The following is a 22,795-nucleotide window of genomic DNA, read 5'->3' as shown; positions in this document are numbered from 1 at the left end:
CGATTTTTCGAATATATCGACTTATCAACAAAAAACGAAAATAATAGTACCTTATATAATAAAAAGATGGTCCAAAAATATTTTGGACCATCTTTTCTTTCTTACACTCGAACGTGTAACTTCATATTTGGATTATAAAATTGGCTTGGGCTCTTCAGCTGAAAAGTTCCTCCAACTTCATGCCAATCAACTGTTAACTTATCATCCATAAATACAAGCTTTGTGCGATCTGCGATAAAATTCATTGCGCTAGATTCGATATCCACATCGCGCTCATCTTTTTCTGCTACAGCTACTAAATCGATAATTCCGCTCATTACACAACCGCAACCTTCATTATCGTAAAATAACTTTATATATTTCGCTTCATTTGGAATCGTATCCATAATCTTTTTATATGCTGCTTCTGTTACAGTAACGTACATATGTTAATCTTCATCCTCTCTTCTCATATCCTTCATACATTGTACCACCATTTTCTCTTAAATTTATATACAGAAAATTAAGACTAATATACAATATATGTAATAAAGGAGGTTGTATCACTCATGTTCAAATTACTGCGAGTGCTGTATATTCTATTTTTTTAATCACTGATATATAGTCCTTACTAAAAAATAATTTATTTAACAAAAAAAGACCCGAGATTCGGGTCAGCAAATAGAAATACAAATGAATTAAAACGAATAACAGACAAGTTTAGTATATACTATCATTGTAATTTTATCCATATATTGGATTTTTAATTGTATACACTATGTTAATATAATTAACTTGCCTACCTTTATCAACATGTCTTACTCTCATCCACAATAAAAAAGGGAGATCACTCTCAAATAAGTAATCTCTCTTTTAAAAATTTTTTCATTACATTGGCAATACAATCTTCACAGTCGTTCCAACCCCAACTTCACTTTCAAAACTCATTTTACCGTTGTGGTCTTTAATAATTTTTTCTGTAACTACTAAACCTAAACCTGTTCCCGTTTCTTTTGTTGTGTAAAAAGCTTCATTTAGCTTCGGAATTTTGTCTTTTGGAATACCGCAACCTTCATCCTTAACTTGAACAATGATTGCATCTTCTACAGTCACTTTAATCGTAATCGTTCCGCCAACTGACATTGCTTCAATCGCATTTTTAATTAAATTAAAAAATACTTGCTTTAATCGTTTTTCATCGCATGTAATCGATGGTATGTCTTTACTATAAATACCTTGTATGTGCACTCCTTGCTTTAAAGCAGGCTTTCCCATAACTCGAATAACATAAGCGATAATTTCTTCTATATTATGAACTTCTGATTCTAGTGATTTAGATTTCTCAAATCCACTAAGTTCTGTAGCGATTGTATGAATTCGCTCTACTTCTTGTTTCATAATATCACTATATATTTTATCCTCAGGATATTTATTTGCTTGCTTATTAACAAATTTATCTAAATTAGCTAGAGGTCTTCTAATTTTGTAACCAATAACTGTAGCCATTTTCCCAACAGTTGCTAGCTTTTCTGTTTGTTGTATTTCTTTATCCATCATCTCAAGCGTACGAACGTAAGATTGAAACCTTAAAAACATAATCCAACATATGATAGTAAATACGCTATATAATGCCATCGGGATTAAAACGAGTGACGAGTGAATAATGATTCCTATAAGAGCGTATTTCCCAACAAGTATACCAGTAACTAACCAAAAATACCTTTTGTTCACAAAGAGTGGGGCAAATAAAATAAAAAATCCTTCTACTATATTCCCACCATCAAACTCAGCATCACTACCGTAGTAAATCATAAAATTATGGATAAAATCTAATAGGTTATATCCAATTAGAATAATATATTTCACTGCAAATGGATTCTTCCATTTCATGAAGTATACTCCAATACAAAACAAAATCACCATTAGAAAATAAAGCCATAAACCTAAACCATCTTCAAATTGTCCTACTCCTTCTTGCTCTCCTCCTATTAAAGGTACAATAAATTCGTAGGCAAGATCGTATACAAAAAATATAATGAAAAATAAACTTAAAAATATTTTCAGTGCCTTCATTTCTTCATTTTTAAATATATCGTCTTTATTCATATCGTAACTCCTAGCTTTTCTCCCTCTTGGATTTCATTATTTCCACGTTGCTTCGGGAGCATAATATCTATTCTAGTTCCAATATCTCTTTCACTTGAAATATGTAATTCACCAAGATGCTGCTCAGTAACAAGCCGATTCGCTACAGTAAGTCCTAGGCCAATTTTATCTTGTTTCGTTGTATAAAAGGCCTCTTTAACACGAGCTAAATTTTCTTTCTTAATACCGTAACCATTATCAATTACACTTAGCATTACATAATCTTTTCCTTTGTTTTCTAACCGTAACTCTAATGTGCCACCTTGCTCCATTGCCTCCAGAGCATTTTTTATGACATATAGAAAGACTCCTCTTATTTTCCGCTCATCACATTCAACTTCTATCGTCTTTTCTTCCACATTAGAAATAAACTGGACGCTAGATTCATTCATTTTTTCGCGAACAATTTTTACTGCTTGTAATGCAATTTCACCTATATTATGTTTCTTATAAACAGAAGGTTTACATGTAGCAACTTCCATTAACTCGCTTATCATATTATTCATATTTTCTATTTCAAAAATCATCTGTTCGTAAATAGGGTCCTCCTCATGCTTCTCTCGTTGTAATTGCGTAAACCCTTTTAATGAAGCAAGTGGATTTTTAATTTCATGTCCCACTGTCGCTGCCATTTTTCCTATTACTGCTAATTTTTGTGATTCACTAGCAATCTTAATACTTTCCTTTACCGCTGAAAGGTATTGTATAAATCGATTTAAAATGATGTATGCCGCTATTAATACGAGTGTATACATAATGAGGAACATAAATCCTTTTACTTCCTTTAATACGAATAAATAAATAACATATTTCCCTACAATTGTCGAAAGTACAAACACAAAATATTTTTTATTTAAAAATATAGGTACAAAGAAGATGAAAATAATTTCTATTATATTTACTCCATCAAATGCCGCCTTATTATAAAGCATATACGAAAGTATATTAACGATTTCTATTCCTATGTATGCAAATACACATGCATATTTAACAAGGTTCGCTTTCTCTTTTTTTATTAAATATACATTCACACCGAGTATTGCAGTTCCGCAAATAACTTGCCATAGTATGCTATGTCCCCTATCCGTTAATGATTTATTTTCTAATACGATTGCATAGAAAATTTGGTATGAAACAACAATGACATATAGCACCCATAAAAAAATTTTTGCATTCCTTTCTTCTTCTTTATATGATAGAAAACTTCCTTTCACTTCAACACCCCTTCAAAATAATATCTCGAAGAATACCATTTATTATAATAAATGATTTTCATAGACAAACAAAGATAAATCGAACATTTGAGGAAAATCATCCCAATAAAGCAAAGTATCTTCAGGCTATATAAGCATAAAAGCTATAAACAATAATACGTATATTATGGGAGGTGTTTTATGTGGACGGCAAAAAAATAAAAAAACAGAACAACTTAAATCCTTCACGCGTGAGAATGAAGGAAAGAAAATGACGACAAATACAGGTGTTACCATTTCAAATGATGAAAATACTTTAACCGCTGGTGATCGTGGTCCTACCCTTCTAGAAGATTTCCTAATGCGAGAAAAGCTTGCTCATTTTGACCGTGAACGAATTCCTGAAAGAGTCGTTCACGCACGCGGATACGGTGCACATGGTATATTCGAGCTATATGAATCTTTAGAAGAGCTAACAATGGCCCACTTTTTACATGACCCTTCAAAAAAAAACCCCCTTTTCGTTCGCTTCTCTGAAGTAGCTGGATCAAAAGGGGCGAATGAAACAAATCGAGATGTACGAGGGTTCGCCGTTAAATTTTATACAGAAGAAGAAAATTTTGATTTAGTAGGAAAATATTAATGCTGGAAACTATCCTGAGTACGAACTTGGCATTCAAATTTTAGAAGAAGAGGATGAATTTAAATACGATTTCGATATATTAGATGCGACGAAAATTTGGCCTGAAGGAGATTTTCCCGTTAAAATCATCGGGAAAATGACATTAAATCGCAACGTCGAGAATGTATTCGCTGAAACGGAACAAGTCGCGCTTCATCCGGGAAGTATCGTCCGTGGTATTGATTTTACAAATGATCCGCTCTTACAAGGTAGGCTCTTTTCTTATACAGACACTCAATTGGCACGCGTCGGTACGAATTATCAAGAATTACCGATTAACCTTCCGATATGTCCATTTCACAACAATCAAAGAGATGGTGCATCTAAATATATAATCGACAAAGGAAAAATTGCTTACCATAATAATTCCTTAGCAAATAGCACTCCTTACACTGTCCCCGGTACAAAGGGTGGGTTCGTTACATATCCTTCTACTGATCAGGGCATAAAACGAGAGAAACAGCCGCTAGTTTCAAAGATCATTTCTCTCAAGCACGTTTATTTTGGAATAGTATGAGTAACGTCGAAAAGGTTCATATTATGCAAGCCTTCTCCTTTGAATTAGGAAAAGTAAAAAGTAAATCGGTCCGCCAACAAGTCGTAACTATGATTGGGCATATTAGTACTGAATTAGCTACGTTAGTCGCTGAAGCGATCGGAGCAAAAGTCCCAAATATTCAAGAATCGGGCGTTACGAAATCATCGCCAGCACTCAGTATGGCAAATACGACATTTAGTCCTAATACATTACGAGTAGGTGTCATTGTTGCAAATGGATATGACGGACAAAACGCGCAATATATACTAAATCAATTCAAACAAGTTGGGTTGCAGCCAGTAATTGTTTCCGAGCGATTAGGTATTGTGCAAGGAACGCAAAATGTACGTTGGGACGTGAATGACACTTTCTTAACGGGATCTTCACTTCTTTATGACGGGCTACTTCTTATTGGAGGAAACCTTGATGAACAGTTTCTTAATAAAGCGAGTTCATTTGTCGTAGAATCATATAATCACTTTAAGCCAATTGGTGCCTTTCAAAATGGATCTACCGTTATTCAATCTTTAAATATTGAAGGAAAGCCTGGCATCCTAATAGAACAAAATCCTACGCAACTTGCAAATGAATTCATTAAAGCCATGACGAAACAACGCTTTTGGGATAGAGCATATGAATAGGTTAGGGGGATAATTTATGTTTGTTACCGTCGAGAAAGATGTGCATATTTTTGTGCAAGACGTTAATCCTGGACCCGGTAGTAAAACCGTGTTTTTCGTTCATGGCTGGCCTTTAAATCATCAAATGTACCAATATCAACTCAATGTGTTACCACAGCATGGTTTCCGCTGCATCGCTATGGATATACGCGGAAACGGGAAATCTGATAAACCATGGACTGGTTACACATACGATCGTTTAGCAGACGATATCGCCATTGTTCTCGAAGCACTTCAAGTAGAAGATGCTACATTAGTCGGTTTCTCAGTAGGTGGTGCTCTTTCTATTCGGTACATGTCCCGCTATAATGGCCATCGTATTTCTAAACTTGTATTAGTCGATGCTGTTTCCCCCTCTTTCGTTAAAAATCAAGAATCGCCCTATGGTGTCCCAAAAGAACAAGCAGATACCCTTATTAATCAAATGTATGCCAATATGCCAAAATTTTTAAATGATGTATCTTTATCATTTTTTAATAGAAACTTAGGATCTGCTACGTTAGAATGGTTTTCTTATCTCGGTATGCAGTCTGCTTCCTACGCTCTCATCAAAATATTGCAAGCAGCCGCAAATGAAGATGTAACGAAAGATTTAAGTGAAATTAACGTCCCAACAAAAATATTCCACGGTGTTCACGATCAACTTATCCCTTACAAAAGCGCTGAACTCACGCAAAAGCGGATTAAAAATTCTCAGTTACATCCTCTTACAAATAGCGGTCACGGCTCTCCAATTGATCAAGCGGATGAATTAAATGCAGAACTTATAAAGTTTTTGCATTCATAAAAATCTATACCAAATCGCTTCAATTGGAACGCATTTTTTGAAAAGATTAAAATTCACATATTTCTCATAAATCAATCAATAAAACGATTACATTTTCATTTATACTAAATGTACAGGTAATACTCCCTAAACCCAGCTTGTCTGGTTACCCCGTTAAATACTATAAAAAAAAGAACTTGTATCGTTATACAAGTTCTTTTTGTTTGTTCTATTTAAAAAGTATATCTTTACTATACTGCTTTCCAGCAAGTAAATCATATTGGATCATTTTATATTGCTCTAACATTTCTTTTTGTTTCTTTGTTAAATCTGTTATCTCTTCCCCATCTTTATTAACCTTTAACTCATCTCTAAGAACCGGTATTTCTTTATGCATTTCCGATAAAAATTGATAAAACGGTGATTGATTTAGTCCTGCATAATCAAAAACAAGATTAGAAAAATAAATTGGACTTACTAAACCTAAATTGTCATTTGGCAAATCAAAATTTGCATACATTAACAATGGTGTTTCTGACATAATTAATCTTTCTCTTACCGTCTCTTCATTTTCTATATATCCTGCTTCTTTATAAATAGATTTATTAGTTCCTAACATAGGTAAATGATCTCCAAAGAAGACTAATAAAGTAGGTCTGTCTAAATCGTTAAGCTGCTCGATTAAATATTGCAGAGCTTCATCAGACAGTCTTACACCTTCTGTATATGCTTCTAATTCCGCTTTCGATTCCTCTTCTGTTAATCCACTAATTTCTATTTTATTTTCTCCAAACATATTTGGCTTATACGGAAAATGATTTTGCATCGTCACCGCATGAATAAATGTAGGTTCTTTTCTCTTCTTTAATTCATCTATGATTTCTTGACTCATAGATAAATCACCAATATTGTCTCCCACTACTTCTTTATTTTTCATCGTATCTTCTGCATTAAAATTATCGAATCCCAATGTTTTATATACATCTTCACGTTTATAAAACGATCGATTAAACGCATGAATTGCACTTGCATAATACCCTTGTTTTTTCAACTCACTTGCAATCGATGGAATCTCTTTTTGGCTTGGAACAGCTTGTTGATATGGTATAGAACCTGGCATTAAAAGACTCATCGAGTAACTCGTTAATGCTTCAAATTCTGTATTCGCTGTATTCCCTCCAAATGTAGGAGCTATCGTTTGTCCACCTGGAAAATTCTCTGTATAATGATGTAAATTCGGCACTGGATCTTCGCTAAATGAAAGATTCGTTAATTTTGTCGGATCCCAAAAAGCTTCACTCATAATAAATATAATATTCGGCTTCTCTGCTTTTTTTTGTCCTTTTATTTTATCGCCATATTGTTTTTCTATATCCTTTGCAATTTGCTGCATATTTTCTTTTGAATATTCCTCTGGTTCTTGGATAACTGTCGTATCTAAGTTACTTAAAAATCCTATAACAAAACCATTCACCTTATAATTTGCGGCTTGATTCCACGCGCGGATGTCTACTCCACTTTTTATAAATATATTATTCATAAAGGTAGTAGGGTAGTTACTATATCCATACAACATAAACGCAGAGCCGCATATTAAAATAATCCTCATAATAATATGTGATTTTATAACTGGAATATACTTTCGGATATACATAACTACAAACACAATCAAAATAATGCCAACGATTGTCAGAAACATATTCCAAAAACTAAAATAATCCATAACCATCGGTATAACGGAATCCATATGGCCAACCTGTGTGAAATCAGATGGATAGAATGGCTCTCCTCTAAAAATGAGTTTAAAATGGTTCACCATCACAAAAATAAGTAAGACTAAGCTAGTTATCGTTGTACTTAAGAAAACTCTTCCAAACAAATTATATGCAAAAACGTATACCATATAAATAAATAACAGGCTTAATATATACTGCCCATATTGTAAATACACCCATGTATTTACTACTATAAGGCTCATATCCTCCTGCACGATGATATACATCCAATTCATCGTATGAGCAATTAAAAATAATACGACATACACTCGAATAGCCGGCCTAAGCTTATGACTGATGCCTTTATTCAAATGAATGATATATAGTAGTACACTCCACAAAACAATAATGAGTATACTTAGCTGTATTTCCCCATTAAAAAAATCTTTCGTTCTCTCAAATTCGAAAGACCTTAACATAACAAAGAATAGCGTTTCTAAACAGATCGCCCACATTCCACTAAGAATGATAGAAATTAATAGATTCTTTCTCGGTTGCTGAGCCGAGAAACTAAAATGAAATTCATCTCTTCTTCGTCGCTGTGTAAAAACATTAAAGCGCAATTTATTCCCTCTTTCCTTTACCCCTTCGTCTCGCATCAACAAACATATTGTCATATACAAAATACCATATTTGTATGCAGCTAGTCTCCCTATGTGCTTGTAATAATACACATGTATCCTTAATTTCCCCTTAAAAATACAGTGAAACTTTAATTAGCTAGGGCCGTTCAAGATTGAACGGAATAAAACTTCTTCGCTCTATATTCTAACAGCATAAATGAACTATGCTTCACAAAATTATTACCATAAGAAAAGAACCTACCAACACTGACAGGTTCTCCTTCATTCTAACAGACATGAGCATATGTATTATATAAGAGAATACATCCATACTTTCCATATAATACATACAAGTAAGATAACTACAAAATCAAAAAGATCTAATCTCGGGCCCTTTTTCATATTCATCTCTAGCCACATATGAATCCATTTTCTTTTTGTATATTTTTGAATGTTTTTCTTTGCAAATCTGTAAATGAGTACTTGCATAATAAAAAAACCGACTACGAAAATGAACAAGAAAATGAGAAAATCGACCACAAAATTCCTCCCTATTTTTGCAGCGATTTTTCTACTATTTGATTTCTCAAAACCCACTCTTCAAATTGAGCACTTCCAAATTCCCAGCTAAGATCACGAGCATGTACAGAAAAAACGTAATGACCAGCATATTCGTCCATAAATCTACCTGTCTCGATCTCATCTTTCTGAAGACCATATGTTCCAAAATTAAAATACACATCCCACACGTCTTCATTCTTCCGCTTATAAGCAATCGATTCCATATCACATTCTGTTCCGAAATAGTCAAGATGTAAATGTACGCTATCATCGTATTCGTACTCCATTTTATCACCCCTTATATTTGTACTTCTTTACCACAAAAAAAATTCCTCCTATCTACACTCACATATGGGCACTTACCTACATATCATGCTTGTAGAGTGACTTCTAGGAGGTGTCATATAGTGAAAAAATTTATAGCTGTTTTTTGCATTATGTTACTAGCTGTTTTCACATTTGCTGCTTGCAGTAGTAAAAAGGAAGGTACGAAAGAACACACGCAAAACATTCGCATCGGCGAAGTTACCCATTCTCTCTTCTACGCCCCTTTATATGTCGGGATTGAAAAAGGATTTTTTAAAGATGAAGGATTAAATATTGACCTCCAAACAACAGCTGGCGGAGATAAAACGATGACCGCCCTATTATCTGGCGGAATTGATATTGCTCTCGTCGGTTCTGAAACGTCTATTTATGTTCATCAACAAGGTGCAAAAGACCCTATCATTAACTTCGCACAACTTACACAAACAGACGGAACATTTTTAGTTTCGCGTAAAAAATTAGACTCTTTTAATTGGAATGACGTAAAAGGTGTTACGTTTTTAGGACAGCGTAAAGGCGGCATGCCGCAAATGGTTGGAGAATACGTTTTAAAGAAAAATGGCATTGATCCCCACAAAGATACAAACTTAATTCAAAACATCGAATTTGCTAACATTGCAAGTGCCTTTGCATCTGGTACTGGGGAATTTGTACAGCTCTTTGAACCGACTGCAAGTATATTCGAAAAAGAAGGAACAGGGTTTATCGTCGCTTCGTTCGGAAATGAATCTGGAACTGTTCCGTATACAACGTTCATGGCAAAAGAAAGCTTCTTAAAGAAAGATAAAGATGCTGCTGAAAAATTCACACGTGCGCTCTATAAAGCACAACAATGGGTTGATACACATAGTCCAGAAGAGATTGCTGACACCGTTTCTCCGTTATTTAAAGACACTTCAAAGGACATTACAGTAAAAGTAATTGAACGTTATAAAAAGCAACATTCTTATGCGACAAATCCGCTATTAGATGCTGAAGAATGGAAACAGCTCCAAACGATTATGAAAGAAGCTGGCGAATTACAAAAAGAAGTTCCACACGAAGCGCTCGTCAATACAAAAATTGCCGAAAGCGTTATTAAGAAATAGAGGCGAAGTGTATGAGTTTTTTACAAATACGTAACGTTTCTCACTGCTTTTTCGCAAAAGAGAATGCCAAATTGATTCTCGAAGATATGAGTTTACAAGTGGAAGAAGGCGAATTTATTTCTATACTCGGTCCAAGTGGTTGCGGCAAAACGACACTCCTCTCCATTATTGCCGGGCTTCTTGATCCAATTGAAGGTATCGTCTTTTTAGATGGTGAGCCTATTACAACGAAAACTTCATCTATGGGATATATGCTGCAGCAAGATTACTTGTTCCCTTGGAAAACAATTGAAGAAAATATTATGCTCGGACTTCACACCCGAAAAATTTACAATGAACAGACGAAAGAACATACTTTACAGCTTTTAAAACAAGTCGGTCTACATGATGTAGAAGAGCAATACCCTCGTGAACTGTCCGGCGGTATGCGTCAACGTGCCGCTCTCGTTCGAACGTTAGCGACCGATCCTAAAATTTTATTGCTAGATGAACCATTCTCAGCGCTCGATTATCAAACGAAATTGAAACTAGAAGATCTCGTTTTCAACTTACTACGCAAATTTAAGAAAACGTCACTACTCGTAACACATGATATTGAAGAAGCCATTGCGATGAGTGATCGTATTTATTTACTACAAGCGAATCCAGGGAAAATTGCAAAAATATTTATCGTCCCTGAAAGCATCCGTTCCTTATCACCGTTAGAATCACGCCATCACCACGACTTCCCATCCCTCTTCCAAGATATATGGAAGGAGCTGGAGCAACTTGGATAATATAAAGCAACTACATGAACAGTTTCAGAAAAAAGAACGCAAGCGCGCATGGTTAGCACGCTCACTGCAGCTTTTACTGCTCATTCTTTTCTTTTCACTATGGGAAATAGCTAGCAAAAAAGAGTGGCTCGATCCTTTACTCTTTAGCTCCCCTTCAAGCATTTGGGATCTCTTCCTTAGTAAATGGATTGACGGTTCGCTTTGGGTTCACATATGGACGACATTACTTGAAACAGGAGTAGGCTTCATTCTTGGAACAGTGCTCGGCGCTATTATCGCTACTTTCCTTTGGTGGATGCCACTTCTCGCCCGCGTACTTGATCCCTATCTCGTCGTCCTAAACGCCATGCCAAAAGTGGCACTTGGTCCTATTATCATTGTAATTTTTGGTCCAAATATTTCTTCGTCGATTGCAATGGGAGTAATCATTTCCATCATCATTACCATTCTCGTTATTTACAGCGCATTTCAAGAAGTCGATTCTAACTATATAAAAGTGATGGACACATTTGGCGCAAATAAATGGCAATGTTATAAGCAAGTCGTTCTCCCTGCATCCTTCCCAGCAATTATTTCAACGTTAAAAGTGAACGTTGGTTTATCATGGGTCGGTGTTATATTCGGCGAACTTCTCGTCTCTAAACAAGGTCTTGGCTACTTAATTAGCTACGGATTCCAAGTATTTAATTTCACGCTCGTCTTACTGAGCGTACTACTCACCTGCGTCCTCGCAACACTTATGTATGTGTTTGTTGAGGCATTTGAAAAACTTTTAATTGGAAAACGAAAAAGAAGCTGACTTAGGGCGATAAACTATAGTCAGCTTCTTTCTTTACCTTTTATCACACATCTTTGTTTCATTTGTAACGTTTCCATCCGCAACTGTAACTGTATGGAAACAATCTTTCACACGTACTGTAACGACATTTTCTTTTCGATCTATTACATGATAATCATCATACTTTTTATTTAATGCACTACGAATTTGCTCTCCTTCAAAAATCGGAAAACCGTGAGATATTACCCAAATGAGACCAGCAACCGCAAGAATCGTTTTCATACGTTTCATTACCTCCTTGAGAGTAAACTTATAGTCCCTACAATATGCGCATTATAATTGTGTCTAATTTGTGACATTTTTATACTAATTCTCTTTTAAAGCTTCAGTTCCTTCTTCTTTTTGATAAAAAGACAGAATTTTCAATTTTACCAACATAAAAAACGCAAAGAACTAAAATTCTTTACGTTTTCTTGGCTAACATATATAACTCGCATTAGTGTCCACTTTGTTGTTCTAACGTTTTCGAAACATCATATAATCCCGTCAACACTTCCGCTCTCATTTTTACAAGCTCAGGGAACTGATAGAAGAACGTAATTTTTTTATACTTTAACTCCGATCCTTCTTTCACCTTTTTTGAATCTTGCAAAATAAATGCTGTAAACGTATCTGCAATATCTTCCGCTACGTTTGTCGTTCCATAATGTGAGACAAACTCCTCATGCTTTTCTTTAAAAAATTCAATTTGAGTTTCTTCACTTTCTTCTACTTTCCTTTCTATCCACTCCTGCTCAATGTCCTTCCAGAAAGAGTTATAAAATTGATTAATATAAGATTTTCCCCTCGCACATCCCTCTTGTAAGAAAAGAGTTTCACAGTTATTTCGGTACGTTGAAATATCTTTATCTTCTTCAAAATCCTTTACATAGTTTTCATCTACTGGTATTTGCTTATGCCCGAGCGTCAACACGTGAGCCGTCTCATGAATTAATGTTTTCATCACTTCATCGATATTTACCGCCGAATCAAGTGTATCTAAGCTTAGGGTCCAATCTTTCGGATTCTCCATACTAGGCATAACGTGAGCAACAACACCGTCATAACCGTCCGTTATTAAATCAAATTCGGTTATATTCCCACGATATTTAGCTGGAATGAGCGTGCGGTACATATCCCATAAGTCTTCATGATAACCTCTATCTTGACGCTGTTGTAGCACCTCTTCTTTCGCTTCTTTATCTTCAGCGAACACTTTATTTAAACGTTTCCGTTCTATTTTTTCAAAATAAGGATCTACAATTTCATCACCATCAATATAATAAGAAACTAAAAAGAAGTAATTTTCATCCTCTTCTTTTTTCTGTTCTGCTCCTTTCATATCCGCACTTTCATGCTCTTCTATATCATAATCTTCTACTGCTTCAAGCTCAGATAATCCATCTATTTTTTCATATACTTTTTGAAGTTTCTTATCTCCTATTTCCACACATTCTTCTTCTGTTTTACAAACTTCTTTTTCCTTCACACTCTTCATAGAAATATCACACCCTGCTACTAAACCAATTGCGACGACAACCGCTACTAACTTACCATACAGTCTCTTCATATAAACCTCCGTCGTTCCATTCTACAAAAATATCATAAGCAATTTCTAACGAATGTGCGATACTTAATTATACAAACTATAAGGAGGTTTCTCATGATTCAAGCAGTCTTATTCGACTTAGATGGAACACTATTAGATCGGCGCCAATCTCTAGAACAGTTTATTCATGATCAATATAATCGCTTTGCCTCTCACTTAATGAACATAGAAAAATCAGAGTATTGTTCTCGATTTCTTGAGCTCGATAATAATGGCTATACGTGGAAAGATAAAGTATATGCTACTCTCCTTTGCGAATACAACATTACCACTTTAACACCAGAGCAACTGCTGTATGACTACATTACAAACTTTCAACATCATTGTATTCCTTTCCAAAATATGCATGAATTACTTCAGCGTTTAACAGAACAAAATATTAAAATTGGTATTATTACAAATGGCTTTACTGACTTTCAAATGAATAATCTTCGCGCACTAAACATACATACGTATACAAATACAATTCTCGTTTCAGAAGCGGAAGGAATTAAAAAACCACATCCTGAGATTTTCGAACGGGCTTTAAAAAAGCTAGATGTTAAGGCCATAGAATGTCTTTACGTTGGAGATCATCCAGAAAACGACGTGCTTGGTTCTGAACAAGTAGGGATTCTTGGTGTGTGGAAGAGAGATTCGTTTTGGGGTGACTTTGAACATTCACGCATGGTGAACGATTTGTTGGAGGTGCTTTCGTTTTTAGAGGTAGAAATGAAAACAAAATAATAGTAAATAAATTACATCGGCGATTTTTTACAATATATCGACTTACCGACAAAAGCTGACAAACAAAAAAGAGGCCGTTTTTCAAAAACGCCTCCCCTTCCTTTATTATTCATATACTGTAAACTGCGGTTTACTCGGATGATCTTTAACTTGCGCACCATCTGGAAACTTTGAAACTTTTTGATATAGGGCAATGTCACCGATACAACCTGCTGTTAGTAAAATCCCTAAAAATGAGATGGATTGCACATTCGTAGTTAACCCAATTACAATTGGCAAAATTCCAGTTGGTAAAAACGGCAGCATTAACACTTTCTTCATTTGCTTTACTGTAATCGCCTGTTTAGAATGAGCATATGCAACACCTAATTTCCAATTAACACCCCATTTCAGTTCACTCCACGGAACACCACCGATATAGCGAAACCCTATTAAATGTATCGCTTCATGAATACAAACAAGAACAATCATTGCGATAATAAAAAGAAACAAGGTTGGTAACGTAATTTCAATTTGAAACTCACCTGAAAGAAGTGAATGTAAAAAACTAACTCCAATCGCCAGAGCAAATGCTATACAACATGAATAGAAATTTAATTTCCCCATCGAAACAGTAACAGTCGTTTCTTTTCTTTTATCCATCTTCCCCCTCCTAAAATGTAAATATATCTTTACAAAATTGTATAATATACCCAAAATAATGTAAAGATATATTTACATTTATTCTTACACACAAAAAAAGAAACCGGCCACTTTACTTCGTAAAACAGCCGATTTCTTCTATATGTTTCATCGTGCGCGCCAGTACATCGTCACGCATTATAAAGCTAAATTTTCTATCCGTTTTAATGTTATCAGGAATATCTGTTAATAAAACAGATCCTTTCGTTTCTTCGTAATGCGTATGTTCTTCTACCGCACTAATTGTTGCAAAATAAATGTTTTTAATGATTATTTTGTCTTTTCCAGATACTTTATATTGTCCTAAGTAAGTTAAATCAGAAACTATGCCGCCGGTTTCTTCATGAACCTCTCGAACTGCCGCTTCTTCCGGTGTTTCCCCTAATTCTACTTTACCACCTGGAAATTCAAGACCGCGACGTAAATGATGCGTTAATAACCATTGATCCCCGTACCGGCATACAACCCAAACATGCTTTGGCTCAGGAGAAAATGGATAACGTTCAAACGATAATTGTACAGTATTGTGGTAATAATCTTTAAATTTGTACATGCCATTACTCCCCTATTGATGGTTACAAGTTTTTCCTACCACAAATTGTAGCATATTCTCGCTTTTCTGCATAATATTATCCAATTACAATCCATTGATTATTCCCATTTGCGCGACTAATTCTTTCGTCTCATGATTACCTAAATCGTAAATCATTTTATATGCTTTTTGTAGTTGTTCATCATATCGGTCATTATTCGAATCGTGATGATATTCAACAAATGGAACGTGAGAACGTACAAATGAACCTAAATCCTCTACATATGCTTGATCAAAGTACTCTCTTAACTCCGTAATTTCCTCATCACTTGCGGAAATCTCAAAATTATACGTATCCGCCGTCTTCACTTGTGAAATTTGACCGTTTCCTATTGATATATAATATGTTTTTTTCGTCTCCATGTAACACCCTTCTTTCATCCTTTTAATTTCTATTGTTTTCATCAATTACAAAATTATGTAAAATAAAGAAAATGAGGGATTCCATGTTCAAAATATTAATTATCGGTATTATAATCGTCCTAGTCATACTAGTACTCTCCGTCATGACGATTAATAAAGGCTACGCTTATAAACATTCTGTTGATAAGCGTAGCCTTACACAAAAAACAGCAAGAAGAATTCATAATACGCTTCATATACTACTTATTTTACCCCACATCATAACCAGCATTCGTTTACTGGCAGGGCAACATAACTTTCTACTACTTTCACACTTTCTATTAGGGACTTTACTGTTTCTTATTACCATTGAACAAATAAGGGAAAAGGAGGGTTTTTATGTTAAATGGCGTTCGGATTACTTTTGCACTTATCGCTTTATGTATAGCAATCTATGGATTTATTAGCGGTAACAGAGACATTATGCCTTATATGTTCTTTTTCTTAGGATTAATGGCCTTCACTGTAGCGATAGGAGAAATAAAACAGCATAGAAAATCTAGCGGTATACTCGCTTTCATGGCTGGCTCTGGTGCTTTATTTCTTAGCTTATCAGAACTATTTCGGTAAGTAGTCTATTTATAATGTTCTTTTAAAGGAGGATTATATGTTAAAAAACATTCGAATTATAATCGCCACTATCGCACTTATTCTCGCCCTATTTAGCTTCTTCGCAAACCTCTCTATGCTGTTACCATACGTTTTTATCCTTTTGAGTATTATGTTTATCCTTTTTGGAATCGATGAAATAAAAGAGCGGCAAAAAGCAAAAGCATTTGTTTATTTTCTCGGTTCTGCCTTTGTTTTGTATGTTGGGGTGTCTAGTATACTTTCATAAAAAAAGAAGAGCATTTCAGCTCTTCTTTAACTCACCATTTTCAATCCAATAATCGTTCCCATAATTCCAACGATACAAATAATTCGAAAAGCATTTTTCGGCTCTTGAAAGAATAAAATACCGACAACTGCTGCACCAAGCGTCCCAATTCCAGTCCAAACTGCATATGCAATTGATAACTGAATTTCTTGAAGCGCCATCGTTAAAAATTGAAAACTAATAATAAAGCCACCAATTAAAATAATATTATTCGTCCAATTATTATCTTTTGCTACTTTCTTTATCCCAATTACACCGACAATTTCAAAAAGCCCAGCTATAATTAAATACATCCACGCCATTTTATTTCACCTCTTCCTTGTCGCCACTAAATTTCAATCCGATAATAAATAGTGCTAATAAACAAACAAGGAAAATTTTAATAAACGAAAATGGCTCTTTAAAATATAAAATATCTACTACTATCGTTCCCACTGTCCCAATTCCAGTAAATACTGCATATGCGGTTCCAATTGGGATTCTTTTCGTTACTTCAACTAAGAGATGAAAACTAACTAAAATTGCAATAAGTGTCAAAATACTCATTGAATTTGTTTTTAATCCTGTTGCCCAATATATTTCGATTAAGCCACCAAAAACTAAATACAGCCAAGCCCGATTTGTACTAATCTCCTTTTTCTTTTTCACTTCTTCTTTTACCTCTTGTCGTATTTCTTGTTTTGAAGAGCTACGTTTCTTTTTCGGAAAAAGAATGTAAGACATCGCCCATATAAAATGAATCATAAGTACCGATGTCCAAACACTGACAATGGTATTAATAGTTTCATTTTGATAAAAGCCTATTTGTTTATTCAAAAACCATTCTTTCATATGAAGAATATAAGACCCACTTGGTAGCACTTGAGCTGGTACAAGCCCTATGACAAAAATAAATAAAAGCTGTGCAAGAATGAAAATACCCACATGTTTATAAAAGTATTGCCGCTCTAATCGCGCGTGCTCCTTTCCATATAGCTTCTCTTTTTGCATAACTGTCATTTATCTTCCTCCTTTTTCAAATAACACTCTACTATTTCATCTATATACTTCATTGTTTCCGAATCAAGTCCATATACTTTCGCAATCTCTCCCTCTCCAGGTCTAATTAATTCCCAATACTTATTTATTAATTGTTCATCTTCTTGAAATACATGCATGGAAAAACCCACTACTTTTTCCGCCAATTGTTGAACTTCTGGTGAATCTACTGGTTCATTTATACGCTCGCGAATTTCTCTTAATACTTGCAACCAATCTTTCGTTCTTTTATCATTTTCTTCAAATGTTGGTAAACCCTGAATAATCTGCTGCTCTTCCTCATTAAAATACCTTTTCCAAAATTTCTTCCTCTGATCAATTCCCTGTACGGATTTTATAAATAACATTAAATCTTCTGTCCTAAGCTCCCCTGTTAATTCAATAGAATGAAATGTTGTATATAGTAGCTTTTCTAAATCCTGTAATCTTTTTACTTCCCCTTGTATCGTTTGAATTTCATTTTGAATCGCATTCTTCCATCTTTCTTCTTCTAAAATCCCCTTTTCTTCTTTTAATACTTCTTTTATTTCTGAAAGCTTAAAACCAAGCTTTTTAAAAGTTGTGATTTGCTGCAATGTAATTACATCACCTTTTGAATAGTAACGATATCCTGAATCAGCAACATAAGACGGTTGTAACAATCCTATTTCCTCATAATATCTAAGTGTTCTCGTCGTTACATTCGTTTCCTTTGAAATTTCGCCAATGCTATACTTATCCATTATTTCCTCCTCACACCTTATTTTATTTACCTTCACTATAAACTTTGACGTATACGTTAAAGTCAATACTCTTCATACATACATTTCTACAAATAAAAAAACTGCCCTTTAACAGGCAGTTTTCCTTTTTATCCAAACACTTTCTCAAGTTCATCTTTATCTTGGCTTAACCAGAAGTTCATTAAGCGTTGTGCTCCTTCTAAGTCGTGAAGTTTCGCTTGACCACACTGCGTTTCATTTGCAGCTGGAATTTCTGTAATTTGAACCGCATCTTTTAATGTTAGTTCTAATAAATCGATGATTTCTCGAACTGTCGGTGTTCCGCTTACTACAAGATAATATCCTGTTTGGCAGCCCATTGGTGAAATATCGATAATATCAAAATGCGGATAACGATCAATATATTTACGTAAATTAAATGCTAATAAATGTTCTAACGTATGAATAACATCTGGTTTCATTGCTTGTTTATTCGGTTGGCAAAAACGAATATCAAATTTATTTACAATACCGTCACTACCTACATTGTGAACTCCGCAATGTCTTACATAAGGCGCCTTTACAATCGTATGATCTAATTCAAAGCTTTCTACTGATGGCATACAACATCTCTCCCGCTTTTAATTTAATTCCGTTATATCCAATATGATATAACGGAAATCCACATTAGTAAAGTATTATGTACAGTCGTGCTATAATACTTTAAGACTATGCTGAAAAGGAGACCATTATGAAACAGATTTTTATTGGGATTATACGCTTTTATCAAAAATTCATTTCTCCAATGACACCACCAACGTGCCGCTTTTATCCAACTTGCTCTCATTATGGATTAGAAGCATTTCAAAAACATGGTGCTCTGAAAGGATTTTGGCTTACATGCAAGCGTATATTAAAATGTCACCCTTTCCACCCGGGAGGATTTGATCCTGTCCCAGATAAAAAGGATGACAAAGTAAATTCTTAATTGTCGTAACCATTCTCAACTAAATCTAATTTTCCTGTGTCAGGATCTATAACAAGACCGTGAACAGGTACTTCTTCAGGAAGTAATGGATGGTTGCGAAGTATTGATACGCTATGTTCTACACTTTCTTCTACACTAGAGAATCCTTGTAGGAATCTTTCTAAATCGATTCCAGAATAACGAAGTGTATCTAATTTCTCTTCTGTTATACCGCGCTCTTTCATCTTCTCAATTGTACTGCTTGCTTGAATTTTTGCCATACCACAATCGTGGTGACCAACTACACAAACTTCATCAGCACCAAGTTCATATACAGCAACTAAAATACTACGCATAATACTTCCAAACGGATGTGAAATAACAGCGCCTGCTACTTTAATAATTTTCACATCACCGTTACGCATATTCATCGCTTTCGGTAATAATTCAACAAGACGAGTATCCATACAAGAGATAATTACCATCTTTTTGTTTGGAAATTTACCTGTTTCGTACTCTTCGTATTTTTTTTCTTCAACGAATTTTTCATTGTATTGTAAAATCTCTTCTAATGACTTCATAGTAAAGAACCCTCTTTTCTCTCATTTACATTACTTATATAGTGTACCAAAATTTAAAAAACTCAAAAAGGATATTACTTTATAGTGAAAATAAGATATTTTCAGATAACCGACATAATTCTTTCAAAATATACACACACCTTTGTAACAAGTCCCTCCTATTTAAAACGTATTTTCACTATAAACTGATTGTAGATAATGTAAAAAAGGAGTGAATATTCATTATGTCCGACGTTCTGTTACTGAGTCGTTTTCAATTTGCAATTACTATTTTTTATCACTTTTTATTTGTACCTTTGACAATCGGACTTGTTATTTTAGTAGCATGTATGGAAACTCAATACGCCCGCACATTGAATCCAACATACCGCAAAATGGCAAATTTCTGGGGTAAATTATTTACAATTAACTTCGTAATGGGGATTATAACTGGGATTACGATGGAATTCCAATTTGGAACAAACTGGTCTGAGTACTCCAAATATATGGGAGATATTTTCGGATCACCTCTCGCAATCGAAGCACTCGTTGCCTTCTTCTTAGAATCTACTTTCATGGGAATATGGTTATTCGGTAAAGACAAAATTTCACCAAAATTCCGTGCCTTCTGTATGTGGATGGTTGCACTTGGAACAAATATTTCCGCCCTTTGGATTATTACAGCAAACGGTTTTATGCAAAACCCTGTTGGCTACGTCGTACGTAACGGCCGCGCTGAATTAAATGATTTCTGGGCACTTGTGACAAATCCATATGCTTGGAACATGTTCTTCCATACTGTAATTGGTTGTTATATCGTTGGTGCTTTCTTCGTTATGGCAATTAGCGCCTATCATTTATTACGTAAAAATGAAGTGGTATTCTTCAAAAAATCATTTAAATTTGGTTTAATGTTAGGTTTATTCGCTGCAACTGTTACACCGTTTATGGGTCATCAGTCTGGTGTATCAGCAGCTAAATATCAACCAGCTAAAGGAGCTGCGATGGAAGCAGTTTGGGAAACTGGAAAAGGACAAGGCTTTTCGATTGTTCAAATTCCTGATGTAAAAAACGAAAAGAACTTTGAATTCCTTACTATTCCGAAACTAGGGAGTTTCTTCTATACAAACTCATTTGATGGCGAAATTGTTGGTTTAAAAGATATCCCGAAAGATGAACGTCCAAATGTTAACCTCGTGTACTATAGCTTCCGCTTAATGGTTGCACTTGGTATGTTCTTTATGGCATTAACTTGGTACGGTTTCTACTTAAACCGAAAAGGAAAACTAGAAAACTCAAAACGTTATTTAAAAATTACAATATGGTCTGTCTTACTACCATATATCGCAATTAACGCTGGTTGGATTGTTGCCGAAGTAGGTCGTCAACCATGGACAGTTTATAAACTAATGCGTACAGCAGAATCTGTATCACCTATATCTGTTCCACAAATTTGGTTCTCATTAATTAGTTTAATCTTGTTCTACACATTACTTTTAATCGCAGACGTATACTTAATGCTAAAGTTCGCGAAAAAAGGACCAGCAGCATTAGAAGAACCTGCTACTGAGGGAGGTGCAGCTCATGTCTCATGACATGCTTGCAATTATCTGGTTTGGTTTATGGGGCGTGATTTGGACAGTTTACTTCATTCTTGATGGATATGCACTTGGTAACGGAATGATTTTTCCTTTCGTTGCGAAAGACCGACAAGAACGAAATCAATTACAAGAAGCAATCGGCCCATTCTGGGGTGGTAATGAAGTATGGTTAATTACAGCTGGTGGCGCAACATTTGCTGCCTTCCCAGTCACATATGCAAATATGTTTAGTTACCTATATACACCACTATTTTTAGTATTACTCGCACTGTTTGCTCGTGCTGCCGGACTTGAATTTATGCATAAAGACGATTCACCAATTTGGCAAAAAACTTGTAAATGGGCATTTACAATTGGTAGTTTCCTAATCGCCTTCTTATTCGGTGTTACGTTCGCTAACCTTTATTACGGACTACAAATCGGAAAAAATGGCTATGAAGGAAATTTACTAAGCTTACTAAATCATTATGGTATTTTAGGTGGTCTGTTCTTCACTGCTATATTCGTCGTATCTGGCGCCCTTTGGGTTATGATTAAAACAACTGGTGAAGTATCTGATCGTGCTTATAAAATCGCAAGACCATTTTCAATGGCAGCTGCTATCATTTTAGCTATTTTCTATGTAGCAACTGCAAATCGTACAAATTTATTCCAAAACTTCACAGAATATCCGGTACTATTCATTCTTCCGGTACTTGCAATGTTACTGAGTGTACTCGCACTTATTATGGTGTACAAACATAATATAGGTCTCGCATTCACATTCGTTTGCTTAACAATCGCAATGTTTATGACAACTGGATTTGCAGGTATGTTCCCAAGAATGTTACCATCTCGTATTAATGATGCTTATAGTACAACGCTATATAACGCAGCTGGTAGTCAATTAAACTTAAAAATTATGTTCTTCGTTGCAATGGTTATGGTACCAATTGTTATTGGATATCAACTTTGGAGCTACAGTATCTTTAAAAATAAAATTCATAAAGACTCTGCTAAAGGGTATCACTAAAGTAAAAAAAGACACTTCGTTTGAAGTGTCTTTTTTGTACGTATGATTTTTGATAAGATGTTATATTTCCAATCTAACAACTATAATACAGAAGAATCATGAACAGCTCACAGCTAGATTGTAGCACAGGGCAAGTTCA

General features: G+C 34.9%; 26 protein-coding genes and 2 pseudogenes. 12 read left to right on the top strand and 16 right to left on the bottom strand.

The features are described from left to right. Nucleotides 1-101: 101 nt before the first annotated feature. The 3 genes from ACSG5Z_RS08660 to ACSG5Z_RS08650 form a co-directional block, all read right to left on the bottom strand. Nucleotides 102-425: an iron-sulfur cluster biosynthesis family protein gene (locus ACSG5Z_RS08660; RefSeq protein WP_048540845.1), complete on the bottom strand. Its 324-nt coding sequence runs from the start codon at nucleotides 423-425 to the stop codon at nucleotides 102-104. A gap of 442 nt (nucleotides 426-867) precedes the next feature. Beyond that, nucleotides 868-2,085 carry an ATP-binding protein gene (locus ACSG5Z_RS08655; RefSeq protein ID WP_046958663.1) on the bottom strand — a complete coding sequence of 406 codons (1,218 nt, stop codon included), beginning with the start codon at nucleotides 2,083-2,085 and terminating at the stop codon, nucleotides 868-870. After that, on the bottom strand, nucleotides 2,082-3,338 hold the full coding sequence (locus tag ACSG5Z_RS08650) for an ATP-binding protein (RefSeq protein WP_435711298.1): 1,257 nt from the start codon (nucleotides 3,336-3,338) through the stop codon (nucleotides 2,082-2,084). Before ACSG5Z_RS08650 ends, ACSG5Z_RS08655 begins: the two co-directional genes overlap by 4 nt. A 166-nt stretch (nucleotides 3,339-3,504) precedes the next feature. On the opposite strand from ACSG5Z_RS08650, the pseudogene ACSG5Z_RS08645 reads away from it, so the two are divergent. Then, nucleotides 3,505-5,178 (top strand): annotated as a pseudogene (locus ACSG5Z_RS08645) (catalase). A 16-nt stretch (nucleotides 5,179-5,194) separates the two neighbouring features. Further along, complete coding sequence (locus tag ACSG5Z_RS08640; protein WP_435711297.1) at nucleotides 5,195-6,004, top strand: alpha/beta fold hydrolase; 810 nt, start codon at nucleotides 5,195-5,197, stop codon at nucleotides 6,002-6,004. A 208-nt stretch (nucleotides 6,005-6,212) separates the two neighbouring features. Here ACSG5Z_RS08640 and ACSG5Z_RS08635 read toward each other — a convergent pair whose 3' ends face one another. From ACSG5Z_RS08635 to ACSG5Z_RS08625, 3 genes are all read right to left on the bottom strand, one after another. Then, nucleotides 6,213-8,357, bottom strand: coding sequence for an LTA synthase family protein (locus tag ACSG5Z_RS08635; RefSeq protein ID WP_435711769.1), 2,145 nt, complete (start codon nucleotides 8,355-8,357; stop codon nucleotides 6,213-6,215). Nucleotides 8,358-8,630: 273 nt separating this feature from the next. Beyond that, the gene (locus ACSG5Z_RS08630; RefSeq protein WP_087984884.1) at nucleotides 8,631-8,861 is read right to left on the bottom strand and encodes a hypothetical protein; all 231 of its coding nucleotides are present in this window, start codon (nucleotides 8,859-8,861) and stop codon (nucleotides 8,631-8,633) included. An 11-nt stretch (nucleotides 8,862-8,872) separates the two neighbouring features. Further along, on the bottom strand, nucleotides 8,873-9,169 hold the full coding sequence (locus ACSG5Z_RS08625) for a DUF3986 family protein (RefSeq protein WP_076540964.1): 297 nt from the start codon (nucleotides 9,167-9,169) through the stop codon (nucleotides 8,873-8,875). 120 nt (nucleotides 9,170-9,289) lie between these two features. Between ACSG5Z_RS08625 and ACSG5Z_RS08620 the strand changes: the two genes are divergently transcribed. Genes ACSG5Z_RS08620 through ACSG5Z_RS08610 form a run of 3 tightly spaced genes read left to right on the top strand, consistent with a single transcriptional unit; the run spans nucleotide 9,290 to nucleotide 11,872 of the window. Then, complete coding sequence (locus ACSG5Z_RS08620) at nucleotides 9,290-10,297, top strand: ABC transporter substrate-binding protein (protein ID WP_435711296.1); 1,008 nt, start codon at nucleotides 9,290-9,292, stop codon at nucleotides 10,295-10,297. Between the two features lie 11 nt (nucleotides 10,298-10,308). Then, nucleotides 10,309-11,073: an ABC transporter ATP-binding protein gene (locus ACSG5Z_RS08615; RefSeq protein ID WP_435711295.1), complete on the top strand. Its 765-nt coding sequence runs from the start codon at nucleotides 10,309-10,311 to the stop codon at nucleotides 11,071-11,073. Then, complete coding sequence (locus ACSG5Z_RS08610; RefSeq protein WP_435711294.1) at nucleotides 11,066-11,872, top strand: ABC transporter permease; 807 nt, start codon at nucleotides 11,066-11,068, stop codon at nucleotides 11,870-11,872. The genes ACSG5Z_RS08615 and ACSG5Z_RS08610 overlap by 8 nt, the downstream gene beginning before the upstream one ends. 33 nt (nucleotides 11,873-11,905) lie before the next feature. On the opposite strand, the gene ACSG5Z_RS08605 is transcribed toward ACSG5Z_RS08610, so the two are convergent. Both ACSG5Z_RS08605 and ACSG5Z_RS08600 read right to left on the bottom strand, forming a co-directional pair. Beyond that, the gene (locus ACSG5Z_RS08605) at nucleotides 11,906-12,133 is read right to left on the bottom strand and encodes a hypothetical protein (protein WP_435711768.1); all 228 of its coding nucleotides are present in this window, start codon (nucleotides 12,131-12,133) and stop codon (nucleotides 11,906-11,908) included. A 214-nt stretch (nucleotides 12,134-12,347) separates the two neighbouring features. Then, nucleotides 12,348-13,460, bottom strand: a complete 1,113-nt coding sequence (locus ACSG5Z_RS08600; protein WP_435711293.1) for a recombinase family protein — start codon at nucleotides 13,458-13,460, stop codon at nucleotides 12,348-12,350. 93 nt (nucleotides 13,461-13,553) lie between these two features. Here ACSG5Z_RS08600 and ACSG5Z_RS08595 point away from each other — a divergent pair, with 93 nt between their 5' ends. Continuing rightward, complete coding sequence (locus tag ACSG5Z_RS08595; RefSeq protein WP_106382734.1) at nucleotides 13,554-14,225, top strand: HAD family hydrolase; 672 nt, start codon at nucleotides 13,554-13,556, stop codon at nucleotides 14,223-14,225. A 105-nt stretch (nucleotides 14,226-14,330) separates the two neighbouring features. Here the strand turns inward: ACSG5Z_RS08595 and ACSG5Z_RS08590 are convergent, their stop codons facing one another. The 3 genes from ACSG5Z_RS08590 to ACSG5Z_RS08580 all read right to left on the bottom strand — a co-directional run bounded on the left by ACSG5Z_RS08590 (nucleotide 14,331) and on the right by ACSG5Z_RS08580 (nucleotide 15,861). Next, nucleotides 14,331-14,867 carry a DUF3267 domain-containing protein gene (locus ACSG5Z_RS08590; RefSeq protein WP_087984890.1) on the bottom strand — a complete coding sequence of 179 codons (537 nt, stop codon included), beginning with the start codon at nucleotides 14,865-14,867 and terminating at the stop codon, nucleotides 14,331-14,333. A 112-nt stretch (nucleotides 14,868-14,979) separates the two neighbouring features. Further along, nucleotides 14,980-15,459, bottom strand: coding sequence for an antimutator 8-oxo-(dGTP/GTP)ase (gene mutTA, locus ACSG5Z_RS08585; RefSeq protein WP_000276386.1), 480 nt, complete (start codon nucleotides 15,457-15,459; stop codon nucleotides 14,980-14,982). An 84-nt stretch (nucleotides 15,460-15,543) separates the two neighbouring features. Next, entirely contained in the window at nucleotides 15,544-15,861 is a 318-nt protein-coding gene (locus ACSG5Z_RS08580) for a hypothetical protein (protein WP_000448410.1), read from the bottom strand. 83 nt (nucleotides 15,862-15,944) lie between these two features. On the opposite strand from ACSG5Z_RS08580, the pseudogene ytzI reads away from it, so the two are divergent. From ytzI to ACSG5Z_RS08565, 3 genes and pseudogenes are all read left to right on the top strand, one after another. Further along, nucleotides 15,945-16,087: pseudogene (gene ytzI / locus ACSG5Z_RS08575) on the top strand (YtzI protein). A 152-nt stretch (nucleotides 16,088-16,239) separates the two neighbouring features. After that, nucleotides 16,240-16,470, top strand: a complete 231-nt coding sequence (locus ACSG5Z_RS08570; RefSeq protein ID WP_060486654.1) for a YczI family protein — start codon at nucleotides 16,240-16,242, stop codon at nucleotides 16,468-16,470. 37 nt (nucleotides 16,471-16,507) lie between these two features. Beyond that, the gene (locus tag ACSG5Z_RS08565) at nucleotides 16,508-16,738 is read left to right on the top strand and encodes a YczI family protein (protein ID WP_071721099.1); all 231 of its coding nucleotides are present in this window, start codon (nucleotides 16,508-16,510) and stop codon (nucleotides 16,736-16,738) included. A 26-nt stretch (nucleotides 16,739-16,764) separates the two neighbouring features. Here ACSG5Z_RS08565 and ACSG5Z_RS08560 read toward each other — a convergent pair whose 3' ends face one another. From ACSG5Z_RS08560 to luxS, 4 genes are all read right to left on the bottom strand, one after another. Further along, complete coding sequence (locus ACSG5Z_RS08560) at nucleotides 16,765-17,079, bottom strand: DMT family transporter (protein WP_000312450.1); 315 nt, start codon at nucleotides 17,077-17,079, stop codon at nucleotides 16,765-16,767. Nucleotide 17,080: 1 nt separating this feature from the next. Next, nucleotides 17,081-17,776, bottom strand: a complete 696-nt coding sequence (locus ACSG5Z_RS08555) for a DMT family transporter (RefSeq protein ID WP_097856774.1) — start codon at nucleotides 17,774-17,776, stop codon at nucleotides 17,081-17,083. Continuing rightward, on the bottom strand, nucleotides 17,773-18,537 hold the full coding sequence (locus ACSG5Z_RS08550; protein WP_097856773.1) for a MerR family transcriptional regulator: 765 nt from the start codon (nucleotides 18,535-18,537) through the stop codon (nucleotides 17,773-17,775). The genes ACSG5Z_RS08555 and ACSG5Z_RS08550 overlap by 4 nt, the downstream gene beginning before the upstream one ends. Before the next feature lie 128 nt (nucleotides 18,538-18,665). After that, nucleotides 18,666-19,139 (bottom strand): S-ribosylhomocysteine lyase LuxS, encoded by a 474-nt coding sequence (luxS, locus tag ACSG5Z_RS08545; protein WP_001141371.1) that lies wholly within the window; start codon nucleotides 19,137-19,139, stop codon nucleotides 18,666-18,668. 128 nt (nucleotides 19,140-19,267) lie between these two features. Between luxS and yidD the strand changes: the two genes are divergently transcribed. Continuing rightward, nucleotides 19,268-19,504 (top strand): membrane protein insertion efficiency factor YidD, encoded by a 237-nt coding sequence (yidD, locus tag ACSG5Z_RS08540; protein ID WP_000809334.1) that lies wholly within the window; start codon nucleotides 19,268-19,270, stop codon nucleotides 19,502-19,504. Here yidD and ACSG5Z_RS08535 read toward each other — a convergent pair. Continuing rightward, on the bottom strand, nucleotides 19,501-20,064 hold the full coding sequence (locus ACSG5Z_RS08535) for a beta-class carbonic anhydrase (protein ID WP_435711292.1): 564 nt from the start codon (nucleotides 20,062-20,064) through the stop codon (nucleotides 19,501-19,503). The two genes, yidD and ACSG5Z_RS08535, sit on opposite strands and share 4 nt — an antisense overlap. A gap of 224 nt (nucleotides 20,065-20,288) precedes the next feature. Here ACSG5Z_RS08535 and cydA point away from each other — a divergent pair, with 224 nt between their 5' ends. Together cydA and cydB are read left to right on the top strand one after the other, a co-directional pair. Continuing rightward, nucleotides 20,289-21,638 (top strand): cytochrome ubiquinol oxidase subunit I, encoded by a 1,350-nt coding sequence (gene cydA / locus ACSG5Z_RS08530; protein ID WP_435711291.1) that lies wholly within the window; start codon nucleotides 20,289-20,291, stop codon nucleotides 21,636-21,638. Further along, a complete protein-coding gene (gene cydB, locus ACSG5Z_RS08525; protein ID WP_137011971.1) occupies nucleotides 21,628-22,656 on the top strand; it encodes a cytochrome d ubiquinol oxidase subunit II in 1,029 nt (342 codons plus the stop codon). The genes cydA and cydB overlap by 11 nt, the downstream gene beginning before the upstream one ends. Nucleotides 22,657-22,795: the final 139 nt, after the last annotated feature.

It is taken from the genome of Bacillus pretiosus, assembly GCF_051294775.1.
Lineage (GTDB): Bacteria > Bacillota > Bacilli > Bacillales > Bacillaceae_G > Bacillus_A > Bacillus_A wiedmannii.
The sequence above is the reverse complement of the archived record's forward strand: the minus strand, read 5'-3'. Positions and strand labels throughout refer to the sequence as shown.

Bases quoted from the DNA above. Each gene is read 5' to 3' on its own strand.
- mutTA (WP_000276386.1), bottom strand. From the start codon at position 15,459: ATGTACAAATTTAAAGATTATTACCACAATACTGTACAATTATCGTTT.
- yidD (WP_000809334.1), top strand. From the start codon at position 19,268: ATGAAACAGATTTTTATTGGGATTATACGCTTTTATCAAAAATTCATT.
- ACSG5Z_RS08555 (WP_097856774.1), bottom strand. From the start codon at position 17,776: ATGACAGTTATGCAAAAAGAGAAGCTATATGGAAAGGAGCACGCGCGA.
- ACSG5Z_RS08635 (WP_435711769.1), bottom strand. From the start codon at position 8,357: ATGCGAGACGAAGGGGTAAAGGAAAGAGGGAATAAATTGCGCTTTAAT.
- cydA (WP_435711291.1), top strand. From the start codon at position 20,289: ATGTCCGACGTTCTGTTACTGAGTCGTTTTCAATTTGCAATTACTATT.
- ACSG5Z_RS08550 (WP_097856773.1), bottom strand. From the start codon at position 18,537: ATGGATAAGTATAGCATTGGCGAAATTTCAAAGGAAACGAATGTAACG.
- ACSG5Z_RS08600 (WP_435711293.1), bottom strand. From the start codon at position 13,460: ATGAAGAGACTGTATGGTAAGTTAGTAGCGGTTGTCGTCGCAATTGGT.
- ACSG5Z_RS08590 (WP_087984890.1), bottom strand. From the start codon at position 14,867: ATGGATAAAAGAAAAGAAACGACTGTTACTGTTTCGATGGGGAAATTA.
- luxS (WP_001141371.1), bottom strand. From the start codon at position 19,139: ATGCCATCAGTAGAAAGCTTTGAATTAGATCATACGATTGTAAAGGCG.
- ACSG5Z_RS08580 (WP_000448410.1), bottom strand. From the start codon at position 15,861: ATGGAGACGAAAAAAACATATTATATATCAATAGGAAACGGTCAAATT.
- cydB (WP_137011971.1), top strand. From the start codon at position 21,628: ATGTCTCATGACATGCTTGCAATTATCTGGTTTGGTTTATGGGGCGTG.
- ACSG5Z_RS08660 (WP_048540845.1), bottom strand. From the start codon at position 425: ATGTACGTTACTGTAACAGAAGCAGCATATAAAAAGATTATGGATACG.
- ACSG5Z_RS08560 (WP_000312450.1), bottom strand. From the start codon at position 17,079: ATGGCGTGGATGTATTTAATTATAGCTGGGCTTTTTGAAATTGTCGGT.
- ACSG5Z_RS08625 (WP_076540964.1), bottom strand. From the start codon at position 9,169: ATGGAGTACGAATACGATGATAGCGTACATTTACATCTTGACTATTTC.
- ACSG5Z_RS08655 (WP_046958663.1), bottom strand. From the start codon at position 2,085: ATGAATAAAGACGATATATTTAAAAATGAAGAAATGAAGGCACTGAAA.
- ACSG5Z_RS08615 (WP_435711295.1), top strand. From the start codon at position 10,309: ATGAGTTTTTTACAAATACGTAACGTTTCTCACTGCTTTTTCGCAAAA.
- ACSG5Z_RS08570 (WP_060486654.1), top strand. From the start codon at position 16,240: ATGTTAAATGGCGTTCGGATTACTTTTGCACTTATCGCTTTATGTATA.
- ACSG5Z_RS08535 (WP_435711292.1), bottom strand. From the start codon at position 20,064: ATGAAGTCATTAGAAGAGATTTTACAATACAATGAAAAATTCGTTGAA.
- ACSG5Z_RS08605 (WP_435711768.1), bottom strand. From the start codon at position 12,133: ATGAAAACGATTCTTGCGGTTGCTGGTCTCATTTGGGTAATATCTCAC.
- ACSG5Z_RS08565 (WP_071721099.1), top strand. From the start codon at position 16,508: ATGTTAAAAAACATTCGAATTATAATCGCCACTATCGCACTTATTCTC.
- ACSG5Z_RS08595 (WP_106382734.1), top strand. From the start codon at position 13,554: ATGATTCAAGCAGTCTTATTCGACTTAGATGGAACACTATTAGATCGG.
- ACSG5Z_RS08640 (WP_435711297.1), top strand. From the start codon at position 5,195: ATGTTTGTTACCGTCGAGAAAGATGTGCATATTTTTGTGCAAGACGTT.